Here is a 13193-nt window from a genome sequence, read left to right on the forward strand (position 1 = left end):
ATCGATTGGAATAATTAAGTAATCGTTAAAAACGATAATTAATAAACATACAATTAATTATATCTATCAACTATTCCAGCTTAGACTGTTCTTCAAGTCCTGACTTATTCAGTCAGTCCGTGTAAACACCCCGGGAACGGGTATTTCCCTGCCACAGGAGCGTTCAGTTATGCAGGCACGAAAGAGTGAAAATACATGTCCATTCCATCACACGGCTGGTGGTGGTACTTCCAATAATGAATGGTGGCCTAACCAGCTGCGACTGGAGATTCTTCGCCAGCATTCATCCAAATCCAACCCGATGGGTGATGATTTCAACTACGCAGAGGCGTTTAAAACCCTTGATCTTGAAGCCGTGAAGAGAGATCTGCATGAGTTGATGACTCAATCACAGGATTGGTGGCCGGCCGATTTCGGCCACTATGGGCCATTTTTTATACGTATGGCCTGGCACAGTGCAGGCACCTATCGTACCAGCGACGGCCGCGGCGGTGCGGGTACCGGTAATCAGCGCTTTGCGCCCGTCAACAGTTGGCCTGACAACGTCAACCTGGATAAGGCGCGCAGGTTGATCTGGCCGATTAAACAGAAATATGGCCGGAAAATCTCCTGGGCCGACCTGATTATCCTAACAGGTAACGTGGCACTGGAGTCAATGGGATTTAAGACCTTTGGTTTTGCCGGCGGTCGTGAGGACATCTGGGAACCGGAAAAAGATATCTACTGGGGTGCGGAGAAGGAGTGGTTGGCTGAGCAACGCTATGTGGGTGAGCACGAGGATCTGGAAAATCCGCTGGCGGCAGTTCAAATGGGTCTGATCTATGTCAATCCGGAGGGGCCCAATGGCAACCCAGACCCGCTTGCCGCGGCTAAAGACATTCGCGATACCTTTGCCCGTATGGCCATGAATGATGAAGAGACGGTTGCATTAATTGCCGGCGGTCACACCTTCGGTAAAACGCACGGTGCGGGTGATGCCGCGCTGGTCGGTCCTGAACCTGAAGCGGCGGGAATTGAAGAACAAGGCCTCGGCTGGAAAAACAGCCACGGTTCAGGCAAAGCGGGCGACACTACCTCCAGCGGACTTGAAGTGACCTGGACCACCACTCCCACCAAGTGGAGTAACAACTTCTTCTGGAATCTGTTCGGCTATGACTGGGAATTAACCAAGAGTCCGGCCGGTGCGCATCAATGGATACCGAAGCATGGTGCCGGTGCCAACTCTGTACCGGATGCCCACGACCCATCCAGGCGCACAGTGCCTGCCATGTTGACCACGGACCTGGCGCTGCGGTTTGATCCGGATTACGAAAAAATTTCTCGTCGTTTCCATGAGAACCCGGATGATTTTGCACAGGTATTCGCCCGTGCCTGGTTCAAGCTAACGCACCGGGATATGGGGCCTCGTTCGCGCTATCTTGGTCCGGAAGTGCCAGCAGAAGAACTGATCTGGCAAGATCCAATCCCGCCCGTCGATCATGAATTGATTGATGACACTGATATAGCCAACCTCAAGGGCAGCATCCTGGACTCGGGACTGTCGATTGGAGAGCTGGTATCCACTGCCTGGGCGTCGGCTTCGACTTTCCGTGGTTCTGACATGCGGGGTGGCGCAAACGGGGGGCGAATTCGCCTGGCGCCGCAGAAAGAGTGGGAAGTGAATCAGCCGGCTCAATTGGAGAAAGTGCTGAATGTTCTGGAAAAAATCCAGAGTGATTTCAACAAGACAGTCTCCATGGCAGACTTGATCGTATTGGCGGGTTGCGCTGCTGTTGAGCAGGCCGCCAGAAATGCCGGGCAAGAAGTGGAGGTCCCGTTTACGCCAGGACGTATGGACGCCTCGCAGGAGCAAACCGACGTGGAATCGTTTGCTGTACTTGAACCGATAGCCGATGGCTTTCGAAACTATCAGAAGGCCAGGTATACCGTCTCTGCAGAAGAGTTGCTGGTGGACAGGGCGCAGTTGCTGACTCTTACTGCGCCTGAGATGACGGTGCTGGTGGGTGGCATGCGCGTCCTCAATACCAACTTCGATCAGACCCCCCATGGTGTCTTCACCGACTGTCCGGAAACATTGAGCAATGACTTCTTCGTCAACCTGCTCGACATGGCAACCAGTTGGAATGCCAGTGCTGGAGATGATGCCTTGTTTCAAGGCAGTGACCGGAAGAGTGGAGAGGTGAAATGGAGCGGCACACGTGTTGATCTGATCTTCGGTTCAAGCTCCGAGTTACGTGCCCTGGCGGAATTCTACGCGACGGTAGACTCCCAAGAGCGGTTTGTTCGTGACTTTATCAAGGCCTGGACCAAGGTGATGAATCTGGACCGTTTTGATCTCAGTTGACCTTGTAGTGATTTACTCAATAAAGACGGCGTTTTGGCACAAGCTGAAATGCCGTTCTTTATTTTAGCAAGCCTGTGTTCCCCAATTTAGGTTGAGGTTCAATAATGATAGGGTGACAAAATCTGTACTTACCAGGTAGCGACGTCCTTTCCCTTCGAAAGGGCGTTATCGTGAATGAACGCAATGGGCATACCACGATGTTATTGCGACAGGATCTCAAGGACTGTGGTGAACTCTTTCTAAGATCAAAAATGTTCACGTTGGCCGTATAGTAGACTTCCTGGTCTAACATAGGTTGCCAATTTAAGTTTGGATTACAGCCATCAACGTTACGCTGTGATGGCAATCCATTATTCATCTGTCAGAATTGTGAATTCCAAATGGGATTGGCTCCGTGTGATATGTAAGCATGATGCAGTTAATAGCGGACATCTTTTGTTATAAATGTAATATGCAGATGGGTTGTCTATATGTGTGTTCGGTATTGTAATAACAGTTGCCGGCTGATGGTTTCAGGTTTGAAGGAGTAGTTAATGAATAAGAAAATTGTCCTCTGTTGTCTGGTTGCTTCTACGGTTGGCCTGCAGGCTTGTACGACCGTCGATCCGTATACCCGAGAGGAAAAAACTGCCAGCGCCGCCAAAGGGGCGGCGATTGGTGCGGCTGTCGGAGCAGTGCTGGGCATTGCCACCTCCGGAGACAAAAAGAAACGCAAGGAAAGGGCCCTTAAGGGCGCTGGCATTGGTGCGCTTGCGGGGGGCGGCGTCGGTTATTACATGGATGTTCAGGAGGCCAAACTGCGTCAACAATTGGAGCAGACCGGTGTTAGTGTGACCCGCAGCGGGGACAACATTATTCTCAATATGCCGAGTAATATCACATTTGCGGTTGATCGAGCGGATGTAAATCCGGGCTTTGTCGATACCCTGGGTTCGGTGGCGCTGGTGCTTAAAGAGTACAAGTCCACCATGATTGAGGTGGCTGGACACACCGACAGTACCGGTTCGGATGTCTATAACCAGCGTCTGTCACAACAGCGCGCCCAGTCGGTAAGCCAGGTCCTGATTGCCAACGGCGTTCAATCCGTTCGCATCGATAGTGTGGGCTACGGGGAGGGCTATCCGGTCGCCAGTAACAGTAGTGCTGCGGGACGCCAGCAGAATCGTCGGGTGGAGTTGACCCTGTTGCCATACGTGCAATAGCGCAGCCGGTAAAATCCCGGATGCTTCTCCTGAGGCAGGCATAAAAAAGGCCAGGTCGGTGACGACCTGGCCTTTTTGCTGGTGCCCTGATCAGGATTACGCCATCAGCGCCCTGGCCTGTTCCGGCCAGCTGGAAGTGTCGTAGCGGGCATGGCGCGCATCGATATCCAGCAGATGCTGTTTGATGCCGTCACTGCCCAGTTCCACCAGTTGGGCATAACTGACAATGCCGGAGTTGTTCAATATCCCTGCCAGCTTGGGGCCAATGCCCTTGATGGCAGTCAGGTCATCCGGCCGGACGTCGTTGGCGGCAGCCTGCGGAGGCGCATCTGCTGCCTGGATGGCGACATCGGTGGCAGCGGCAGGGACAACCGGGTTGATATCATTCAGGGTGCGTTTGACATAGCTGCCCGGCGCATCCTCAATAATCGGCATACCCCGGTCACCAGGGTTGCGTGCCGCTACCTGGTCATTCGCCTGGGCTTTTGCCCAGCGATCCCACTCGGGCCACCAGGAGCCATCGACCACTGTCGCCCCTGCTGCCCAGGCCTCAGGATCTTCCGGTAACTGGTCGGATACGCGGTAGTTGTATTTTCCTGCTGCTGGCGGGTTGATAATCCCGGCAATATGGCCCGATCCACCCAGGATGAAATGCACGTCACCCGAGAACAGTTTGGCGCCTGAGTAGGTGGACTTCCAGGGCGCTATGTGATCTTCCACGGCGGAGACGAAGCAGATCGGAATATCCACCTTGGAGATATCGATCGAGACGCCGTCTATGGTCACTCCTCCCGGTTTACAGAGATTGTTCTCCAGGTAGAGATTACGCAGATACCATGTGTGCATCTTGGCCGGCATCCGTGTGGAGTCCGAGTTCCAGTAAAGTAGATCAAACGGCCGGGGGTCATTGCCCAGCAGATAATTGTTGATATAGAACGACCAGATCAGGTCATTGGCGCGCATCAGATTGAAGGTGCCAGCCATCTGGGTTCCATCCAGATAACCGCTCTCGCTCATCTTCTTCTCCAGCCCGCAAATCTGCTCTTCGTCGATAAAGACTCCCAGTTCACCTGGATTGGAGAAGTCGAGCATAGTGGTGAAGAAGGTGGCACTCTTGATCCGCTCATCACCCTTTTCCTTCATATAGGCAAGGGTGGTGGCGAGCAGCGAGCCGCCGATGCAGTAACCGATTATATTAATTTCGGATTCGCCTGTGGCCTGCTCCACCACGTCCACAGCGGTCAAAATGCCGTCGGTGAGATAGTCGGCAAACTCGGTGTCGGCATAGGAACTGTCCGGATTGACCCAGGAGACCACAAATACCGTGTGGCCCTGATCCACCAGCCATTTCAGCAGCGAATTCTTCGGCTGCAGATCCATGATGTAATACTTGTTGATCCAGGGCGGGACTACCAGTAGCGGCCGTTTCAGAACCTTGTCGGTAGATGGCGTGTACTGGATCAGCTGGAACAGGCGATTCTGGAATATCACCTTGCCCGGCGTGGTAGCCACATTCTCGCCCAGTTTGAAGGCCGAGGTGTCGGTCATGCGGATACGCAGTTCACCCTTGCCGGTCTCCAGATCCTCGAGCATGTTTTTCAGGCCATGGACCAGGTTGGCGCCCTTGGTCTCGATCACCTTTTCGATCACGGCCGGATTGGTGGCGGCAAAGTTGGTCGGTGACATGGCATCGAGATAGCGCTCGGTGAAGAATTCCACCTTCTCTGCCGTATGCTCATCCAGACCCTCGACACCCTGCACCTGATCGCGCAGCCATTTGGATACCAGCAGGTAGGATTGCTTGATGGCATTGAAGGCCGGCTGCTCTTCCCATCCCTCGTGCTTGAACCTGCGGTCCCCCTTATCCTCCGTGATTACCGGCTCGGTGGCGACGGCGCCACCCAGCAGGTTGGTCAGGGACTGCTGGTAGAGCTCCATGGATTTCTGCATAAAGGAGATATTGGCATTGATCGCTTTTTGCGGATCTTTTGCCAAGGCTGCGTACCATTCGGCGGAGGATTTCATCAGGTTGAAGGGATCCAGATCCATATGCTCATAAGACTTGGCAAAATTTGCCATGATCTCTTCGACCTGCTTGAAATTTTTCTGCAGCTCCATGGTCGTCGATGCAAAGCCCAATGTGTTGACCTCGGACTGGTCAGATTTCGACATGTTTCTCTCCTGTTCCTTAACTCATGCAGATTTCTAATTAGTATAGGGAAGGGCGTTGGCCCGGACTACTTTACTTTCGCAATGGTTTCTTTCAGTTCCTGCAGGCTCTCGGAGATTCTGTTGTTCACCTGACCGGCAACCGACTCCTGAGTTTGACGAATCATGCTGCTGATTTCATTGGAGTTTGCCAGCGCCTTCTCGAAAGCGCTCTGCAACAGTTCAACCTGTTGCGCGGAAACAGCCTGTGGATTGCCGGATTCAGCCAGTTTGTTGGCGGCGGCGGTTACTTCAGCAATGGCCTCCTGCAGCATGCTTGCCTGCCGCTGGATCAGGGCCTGGGAGCCGGCCAGCATTGCCTGGTTGGTGGACATCAACAGCTCCATGTTCTTGCGTTGTGCCTGTACCAGGTTATTGGTGTCCAAACCGGGTATCGATGCGCCGCCGAAGCCCTCCTGCAACTGCTTGGCGATTGCCTGCGGGTCAAAGTTGGCAAACAGGGCGGAAAAATCAAAGGGGTTTTGTGTGGCCATGGAATCTACCTCAAAAAGTGATCAAAAGATGATGGACTTATAAAGAGCTGATCAAGATTCAGGAGCCTGCACAATGTGCTGGTGATGCTAGAACTTTTCCCTGCCCGACATGGCTCAAGCGTTCCGAGAATCACAATAGACTTCGCTCTATGGCAAGTAATGTACCATGCTTTTGTGCACTGCACAAATTATTGTGCTTCTTTGCCTCCGTGACACCCTGAAAAAAAGAATAAATAGATTAAGTGTTATTAAAAATCGAGTCTGCCTGTGGTCAAAATCATTTATTACTGTTGTTGGAGTAGGTTGCTAACTATTTGTTACCAAAATATTAATTCAAAATATAAGGGGTTTTTAACCGTCTGTTACCAATGGATACAGTCCTTGCCAAGGCAGTAGAAGGGTGTCCGGAAAAACGGTTTGTGCGGCGCACAAAAAACTTGACATGAGGCCTTGTGGGCGGCTATGCTGCAACGCAACAATTTGCAACGCACAAAAGGAAATATCACATGAAAACGTCTGCCGTTAACCTGGAAGTCATGAAAGAGTTTGGAGTCGCCGGTTTTGAAGCGGCTCGTAGCCTGGGCGAACTGAATCTTCGCACTTGGGAGAAGCTGGTAGAAAAACAGACCGAGACCTTTGGGCTGTTTGTGGATGCCGGTATAGAAATGGTCAAGGCAACCACCGAAGTGAAAGAGGCCAAAGAGCTGGTCAATGCTGAAATGGCCGTAGCCAAGCAGTTTGGTGAAAACCTGGTCGTAAAAGGTCGTGAGGCCCTCCAGGTTACCAACGATGCGCGTGATGACTATCGCTCATGGGCTGAGCAGGGCGTTGAGATTTTCACCAAGCAGGTGAATAAATCCGTGAAAGCCGCTTAATTGCATTTAAAAATAAAAACAGAGAGTTAAGTTATGAGAGAAAACAAACGTCTGGCCATCGTGACCGGTGGCGTCGGTGGAATCGGGACCGCAATCTGCGAACGGCTGGCAAAACAGGGTGTTCGGGTGGTTGCAACTTATCATCCTGCCGAAGAGGATAAACTGGTTGAGTGGAACAAGGCTCGGGAAAAAGCCGGCGTTGATGTGGCGCTTGCGGTTTGTGATGTCTCGTCCGCTGAAGACAGTGCCCGCATGGTGGCTGAGGTTGAGAAAGAGTTCGGACCGGTTGATATTATTGTCAACTGTGCCGGCATCACCCGGGACAAGACCATGAAACGGATGGATGATGAAAGCTGGGATGCCGTCATTACCACCAATCTGAGCAGCGCGTTCTATGTCACCCAGCCGGCTTGGGAAGGGATGCTGAATCGCGGGTTCGGACGCATTATCAACATCTCCTCTGTCAATGGTCAGCGCGGTCAGTTTGGTCAGGCCAACTATTCGGCTGCCAAGGCTGGAATTCATGGTTTCACCATGGCCCTGGCCCATGAAGGTGCGGCCAAGGGTGTCACCGCCAATACGGTGTCGCCGGGCTATACCGAGACCGCTATGACCGCCGCCATGCGTGATGATGTGCGTGAGTCCATCATCTCCGGCATTCCCATGGGACGCATGGGTACCCCGGAAGAGATTGCCTCTGCTGTCGCTTTCCTGGCGGCCGATGAACAGGCCTATATCACCGGTGCCAATATTCCGGTTAACGGTGCCCTCTTCATACATTAATCGGTAGATAAATCCTCCTCCTCTCTTATAGTGCATAGAGAGTTTTGCCCGGCTTTTTGCCGGGCATTTTTTTACCCACTACTTCACGCATTCTGGACAGGCTTTCTATAGCGGGCCGACCATGCCCGTCTATAGGGCGCCCCATGTAATGCCTGGGGCGGCAGGCGACTTGGCGGCGGACACAGTTCGACGCTATGGCGCTTAGTCATAAACCTATGCACGGCAAAAAGACGCCCCCGAAAAAGGGGGCGTTACTCGGCAGGATTTTGAATCGGGTCAGCCGTCCGTACCCGACCTCGGTTGATCGTTGATGTGCGGGCGTTTGTTATGCTCGCTGACCAGTGCCCCTGCCCAGGCGGTGATCTCCTTGGCCGTGGTGATCAGGCTTGGCAGTTGCAGCTCATCCAGGGTTGACTGGAAGGAGCGGAGATCGGCATAAAGTTGCTCCAGCTTGTTCAGTTCGGCGTTATACGATCCATAGACCGAGCGCAGTGCAGGTAGCAATTTCTCTTCGCCCTTCAGTTTGCCATCAAGCCCGGAGATCTCCAGTAACGCCTGTCCGGAATAGGTGATCTGGTTTTCCAGGCTCTCCCCGGCATCGGCCTGCTTGTTCTTGGCGCCGAAGGCGACACTGAGATCGGACTCATAGCGGGCATCCAGTAACAGCTTGTCGGCCGGGGCCGCCTGGGAGCCGGCACATTCGCCCACGCCCAGGGACTCTACCTTGAATACACTGCTGTCGCCGTGGTCGCGGGTGAGGAACGCCAGTTCCATTGGTCCCACATTGCTCAGGTGGGCCAGCAACTCATCAAAGTACTCACGCCCCTCACGTCTTGTCCAGTCGCGGAAACTCTCGTTTTCCAGGCGATCGGCGTGGTAGCTGTCGTGCAGCAGCGATACTGCGGACGGCACCCGCACCGCCGGGATATCCGGGCCGGTTATGCCAATGCTGCCGCCTTCGCTGCCGTTGCCCCCCAACTGCAGGGTGTAGCTGGGAACCAGTCGGCCGTGATGCCGCCGTCCCTTGCCATACAGACCAATGTCCGAGATGGTGGCGTTAGCGCATCCATTCTGGCAGCCATTGACGCGCACGCTCAGATCACCCACACCGCCGCTCAGGCGAGGCGCCATCTGGCGCGAGGCGGTGATACCGAGCGGGCAGGTGGCGGTGCCGGGACAGGAGACCACCCGATCACCGCAGCGCGGCAGTTTCAGCCCCAACGCCTTGAGCGCCACGGTGAGGCTGCCGAGTTTGTCGGTGGGCACGCTGAAGATGCTCAGGTTCTGGTCCGCCGTGGTGCGGATGTCGTGCAGACCCTCCTGGATCAGCAGGTCGGCAAGATCGCGCAGAGTTTTGACGGTCAGCCTGCCGTCCGGCACGCTGATAGGCAATATATTCAGATCCTCCTGGTGTTGGGCAGTGGGAGCGCGCAGGGCGGTCTTGACCTGACTCCCATCGACACTGCGCTCACGCCAAACGCCGATCGGCTGTACTTCCGGGTTGTAGGCGCTGGAGGTACGGGCATACTCGACGCGGTATTTCTCAATAAAGCCCTCGGGACCGAATTTATCCAGCAGGAACTTGATACGCGAACGCATCTTACGTTTCCTGTCGGAATACTTGTCGTGCACCGACAGCACCGCCTCGATGGCCGGGATCAGCTGGTTCTCCTCGATAAAGGACTCCAGCACGATCGCCTCCTTGGGCTTGCCGCCCAGGCCTCCCCCCACCAGCAGACGGAAACCGGGCCGTCCCTCCTGGCGGGTGGCAATGACCCCCAGGTCGTGTACCAGGCCGTTGGCGCAATCCGATTCGCAGCCGGAAAAGCTCAGCTTGAACTTGCGCGGCATGGAGGCCGTTAGTGGATGGCGAATGAAGTAGTTCGCCACCTTGTCGATATAGGCGTTGATATCCACATGCTCCGCCGGGCAGGCGCCCGCGAGGGAACAGCCGGTGATATTGCGCACCGTGTTGCCGCCGGCCTCGCGAGTGGCGATGCCGTACTCCCCCAGGGTGCGCTGCAGCGCCGGGGTTTTTTCCAGCGGTACAAAATGAAACTGAATGTCCTGCCGGGTGGTGATGTGCACGCTGTCGGTGCCGGAGTGTCTCTCCGCCGCCTCGGCGAAACCCAGCAGCTGGCGCGGGTTCACGCGTCCGCCCGGCAGCTTGGCCCTGACCATACACATACCGTCCTGGCGCTGGGCATAGATGCCGAGATTGAGGCGGATCGCCACAAACCGGTGAGGGTCCAGGTTGCCCTGCAGATAGTTCTGCAGATGCTGCTCGTAATCATCGAAATCATTCGAGTCGATCAGCGGGTTGGGTGCGGTGGTCATGGTTGACTCCAGTGGTCAGTTAAACACTAAAAAGCGAATTTGAGGCCGGTCAGAAACAGCAGTCCGGCCAGCCCCCGTCGCAGTATCTGCTCCGGGAGGTGTATCCCCAGCTGGCTGCCAAGTGCCGTGCCGGGAATTGAGCCCAGCAGCAGGCTGCCGAGCAGGGTCAGGTCCACGTTGCCCAGCTGCAGGTGACCGAGGCCCGCCAGCGTGGCCAGCGGCACGGCGTGAGCCAGATCGGTACCGACAATGGCGATGGCCGGCATGCGTGGATAGAGCAGAAACAGGATGGCCGCCGTCAGTGCTCCGGCGCCTACCGAGGAGAGCGTAACCAGTACACCCAGCACCGCCCCGAGCAGGATCAGCAACCGGGTTCTGTGGCGCCGAATCCAGACAGCGGTTCGCGAGTTGCCGGATTCCAGCCCCCGGGCAATACGCTCCTTCAACAGCAGCACCAGTGAGGTGAATATCAGCGTTACGCCCAGGGCGACGGTGATCAGCCGCTCGTGATTGCCGCCTGGCTGCAGATAGTCGAGCAGCCAGATGGTAATCGCCGTTGCCGGCAGGCTGCCGAGCGCCAGGCAGCCTACCAGCCGCCAACGGATGCTGCCCTTGCGTCCATGAAACCAGACCCCGCTTGCCTTGGTGATGGCGGCATAGACCAGGTCGGTCCCCACGGCCAGGGCGGTGGGTATGCCGAAGCCCATCACCAGGATCGGTGTCATCAAGGCGCCGCCACCGACACCGGTCAGCCCCACGCAGATGCCCACCACAAAACCGGCCAGTGTGAACAGGGGATCCATGGTCGATCCTTATTTCTGCTGTCCTAGATAAATTCGGCAGCGGGGGTTGGGCTGAGCAGGTCCGACAGGGCGGGACCTTTTTCCCGGGCCGGCTTCAGCACCTCGCGCAATAGCTTGAAGTAGACGGTGTAGACACGCACATCACCGCTCCCGTCGGCCACCAGAAAAAACGGTGCGCGATCCACCTGGTAAATTTCCGCCAGGCGCATGCCTTCACTACTCAGGTCACCTTCCTGTGCAATCACCACCCGGTCGATCTGCTCGAACAGACCTTCCCGGTGCATGCGTGCTTCCACATCCCGGCACTTGGCACAGGGTTGTCCATCGCGGGCCAGTTTTTTTACCATCGTAATAAAGGCCATGATGCTCTCCTGATTTAGTGGGCCTGATTCAGCGGGCAGCCGCCTTGGCTGCGACATTGCCGGCGTGCAGGCCGCACTCCTTGTCGGCGGCGTCTTCCCACCACCAGCGACCTTCGCGTTCGTGCTGATTGGGCAGTACGGCGCGGGTACAGGGTTCGCAGCCGATACTGACAAAACCCTGGGCGTGCAGCGGGTTGTAGGGCACTTCATTACTGCGGATGTACTCCCACACCTGGGCAGAGGTCCAGTTGGCCAAGGGATTGAATTTGAGCAGTTTGCTGTCGTCGCTGGAGAAGGATGGGTCCTCCTGGATCACCGGGATCTCGGTCCGGGTGCCGACACTCTGATCCTTGCGCTGGCCGGTGATCCAGCCGCTCAGGGTGGCGAGCTTGCGGCGCAGCGGCGCTACTTTGCGTACCGTGCAGCACTCCTTGTGGCCGTCCTGGTAAAAGCTGTAGAGCCCCTTTTCCCGCACCAGCTTCTCCACATCTGCGCCGACCGGGGAGACTACATCCAACTCAATGCCGTAGTGATTGCGTACGGTTTCCAGATAGCGATAGGTTTCCGGATGCAGGCGACCGGTATCGAGGGAGAATACTTTGACGTGGGGGTTGATCTGCACCGCCATGTCGATCAGCACCACATCTTCCGCGCCACTAAAGGAGATAGCGATGTTGTCGACGGTCTCCAGTGCCAGGCTGATGATCTCCTCGGGGGAGCGATCATCGTAGGTGGTCGCCAGGCGTTGGACATCCAGAATGGAAATGCTCATGGGTTGCTCCTCAGTAAATGATGGGTTTGCCGTTGGATCAATGGCGGCAAGTAACTGAGAGCAACCTTAGTCTTACTTATTGGGTAATAAAAATATCAAATAGGCATATAAAAATAATTGAGAGTTATATGGCACTTTGAGTGGACCGAATCGGGTACTGCTATTTTTCCGCGGAAATGTAGCAGATCCAGCCGGCATCAGCCTCTCCGGTAGTGGCGGGAACAAAAATGCCGTCAGGCTCCCCATCCTCATCCCAACCCTGCCAGTAGATGGTGACCTTGCTGAACCCGGTCTCCTCCAGCAGGTCCCTGATTTCAGGCAGGGTCCAGAGTCGCCAGTCGTAACTGAATGCCCGCTCCAGTCTGGATCCATCCGGGAAGGCGAAGTGGATATGGCAGATCAGTCCTCCCGTTACCGGATCATAGCGTTCCTGCTCCCAGATATAGGTGAATTCCCCATCGTTAATGTCCCGCTCTTCTTCCAGTTCTCTGAACGAGTCATAACCGCCATAGGCATCAAGAAAAAAAATTCCCCCCTCGGCCAGTGCCTGCCTGACCCGGGTGAAATACTGTTTCAGATCTTTGCGCTCTTTGAACAACCAATAGCTGAAGTTCATCGCCGAGATAATGTCCGGGGCTTCGGTCTCCACCTGTAGCACATTCTCTTCTATCAGGTTGATACGCTTGCGCTGGCCCATGCTCAAATCGGAAAGCTTATGATCTTGTCCCCAGGCTAGTACTTCCTTATCCAGATCGACGCCGATGGCCCGGTTTCCCTTGCGGTGACGAACCCACTCACAACAGACGTTGGCCGTACCACAGAAATCCTCCCGGAGTAGCAGTGCCTTGTTGCCGCGAATTGACTTGTAAGTCTCATCAACAAATTCGATCTCGGATGCCGCATATTGAACGGAGAGTTCATAGAGCTGATGTCGGTCTGCCAGATCGGCTAACTGCTGTTTTTTATGTTTTTTCTTCTCTTTTTTCTTGCTGGTCATCGAAAAAACCCGATAT

Annotated in this window: 11 protein-coding genes; 4 read left to right on the forward strand and 7 right to left on the reverse strand. The window is 55.1% G+C overall.

Annotated elements, in window-relative coordinates; genetic code table 11:
- The first annotated feature begins 169 nt into the window (after positions 1-169).
- Both katG and ACHZBF_RS04955 read left to right on the forward strand, forming a co-directional pair.
- Complete coding sequence (gene katG / locus ACHZBF_RS04950) at positions 170-2344, forward strand: catalase/peroxidase HPI (protein WP_321527794.1); 2175 nt, start codon at positions 170-172, stop codon at positions 2342-2344.
- A gap of 533 nt (positions 2345-2877) precedes the next feature.
- Positions 2878-3546 (forward strand): OmpA family protein, encoded by a 669-nt coding sequence (locus tag ACHZBF_RS04955; RefSeq protein WP_321527795.1) that lies wholly within the window; start codon positions 2878-2880, stop codon positions 3544-3546.
- A 96-nt stretch (positions 3547-3642) separates the two neighbouring features.
- Here the strand turns inward: ACHZBF_RS04955 and phaC are convergent, their stop codons facing one another.
- Complete coding sequence (gene phaC, locus ACHZBF_RS04960) at positions 3643-5718, reverse strand: class I poly(R)-hydroxyalkanoic acid synthase (protein ID WP_321527796.1); 2076 nt, start codon at positions 5716-5718, stop codon at positions 3643-3645.
- Positions 5719-5783: 65 nt separating this feature from the next.
- Positions 5784-6248, reverse strand: a complete 465-nt coding sequence (locus tag ACHZBF_RS04965; protein WP_051302791.1) for a phasin family protein — start codon at positions 6246-6248, stop codon at positions 5784-5786.
- Between the two features lie 506 nt (positions 6249-6754).
- On the opposite strand from ACHZBF_RS04965, the gene ACHZBF_RS04970 reads away from it, so the two are divergent.
- The gene (locus ACHZBF_RS04970) at positions 6755-7123 is read left to right on the forward strand and encodes a phasin family protein (RefSeq protein ID WP_273440931.1); all 369 of its coding nucleotides are present in this window, start codon (positions 6755-6757) and stop codon (positions 7121-7123) included.
- A gap of 33 nt (positions 7124-7156) precedes the next feature.
- A complete protein-coding gene (gene phbB, locus ACHZBF_RS04975) occupies positions 7157-7906 on the forward strand; it encodes an acetoacetyl-CoA reductase (RefSeq protein WP_029135187.1) in 750 nt (249 codons plus the stop codon).
- 276 nt (positions 7907-8182) lie between these two features.
- Here the strand turns inward: phbB and ACHZBF_RS04980 are convergent, their stop codons facing one another.
- The 5 genes from ACHZBF_RS04980 to ACHZBF_RS05000 form a co-directional block, all read right to left on the reverse strand.
- Positions 8183-10243: a nitrite/sulfite reductase gene (locus ACHZBF_RS04980; RefSeq protein ID WP_321527797.1), complete on the reverse strand. Its 2061-nt coding sequence runs from the start codon at positions 10241-10243 to the stop codon at positions 8183-8185.
- Between the two features lie 26 nt (positions 10244-10269).
- Positions 10270-11046, reverse strand: coding sequence for a sulfite exporter TauE/SafE family protein (locus ACHZBF_RS04985; protein WP_029135188.1), 777 nt, complete (start codon positions 11044-11046; stop codon positions 10270-10272).
- Positions 11047-11069: 23 nt separating this feature from the next.
- Positions 11070-11408 (reverse strand): hypothetical protein, encoded by a 339-nt coding sequence (locus ACHZBF_RS04990; protein WP_321527799.1) that lies wholly within the window; start codon positions 11406-11408, stop codon positions 11070-11072.
- A gap of 28 nt (positions 11409-11436) precedes the next feature.
- Positions 11437-12180, reverse strand: coding sequence for a phosphoadenylyl-sulfate reductase (locus ACHZBF_RS04995; RefSeq protein ID WP_321527800.1), 744 nt, complete (start codon positions 12178-12180; stop codon positions 11437-11439).
- A 160-nt stretch (positions 12181-12340) separates the two neighbouring features.
- Positions 12341-13177 (reverse strand): methyltransferase domain-containing protein, encoded by an 837-nt coding sequence (locus ACHZBF_RS05000; RefSeq protein ID WP_273440936.1) that lies wholly within the window; start codon positions 13175-13177, stop codon positions 12341-12343.
- Positions 13178-13193: the final 16 nt, after the last annotated feature.

Origin of the sequence: Sedimenticola selenatireducens, assembly GCF_963675335.2 — a bacterium.
Lineage (GTDB): Bacteria > Pseudomonadota > Gammaproteobacteria > Chromatiales > Chromatiaceae > Sedimenticola > Sedimenticola selenatireducens.

Excerpts from the sequence above, each read along its gene's own strand:
- katG (WP_321527794.1), top strand. The coding sequence starts at position 170 with ATGCAGGCACGAAAGAGTGAAAATACATGTCCATTCCATCACACGGCT.
- ACHZBF_RS04955 (WP_321527795.1), top strand. The coding sequence starts at position 2,878 with ATGAATAAGAAAATTGTCCTCTGTTGTCTGGTTGCTTCTACGGTTGGC.
- phaC (WP_321527796.1), bottom strand. The coding sequence starts at position 5,718 with ATGTCGAAATCTGACCAGTCCGAGGTCAACACATTGGGCTTTGCATCG.
- ACHZBF_RS04965 (WP_051302791.1), bottom strand. The coding sequence starts at position 6,248 with ATGGCCACACAAAACCCCTTTGATTTTTCCGCCCTGTTTGCCAACTTT.
- ACHZBF_RS04970 (WP_273440931.1), top strand. The coding sequence starts at position 6,755 with ATGAAAACGTCTGCCGTTAACCTGGAAGTCATGAAAGAGTTTGGAGTC.
- phbB (WP_029135187.1), top strand. The coding sequence starts at position 7,157 with ATGAGAGAAAACAAACGTCTGGCCATCGTGACCGGTGGCGTCGGTGGA.
- ACHZBF_RS04980 (WP_321527797.1), bottom strand. The coding sequence starts at position 10,243 with ATGACCACCGCACCCAACCCGCTGATCGACTCGAATGATTTCGATGAT.
- ACHZBF_RS04985 (WP_029135188.1), bottom strand. The coding sequence starts at position 11,046 with ATGGATCCCCTGTTCACACTGGCCGGTTTTGTGGTGGGCATCTGCGTG.
- ACHZBF_RS04990 (WP_321527799.1), bottom strand. The coding sequence starts at position 11,408 with ATGGCCTTTATTACGATGGTAAAAAAACTGGCCCGCGATGGACAACCC.
- ACHZBF_RS04995 (WP_321527800.1), bottom strand. The coding sequence starts at position 12,180 with ATGAGCATTTCCATTCTGGATGTCCAACGCCTGGCGACCACCTACGAT.
- ACHZBF_RS05000 (WP_273440936.1), bottom strand. The coding sequence starts at position 13,177 with ATGACCAGCAAGAAAAAAGAGAAGAAAAAACATAAAAAACAGCAGTTA.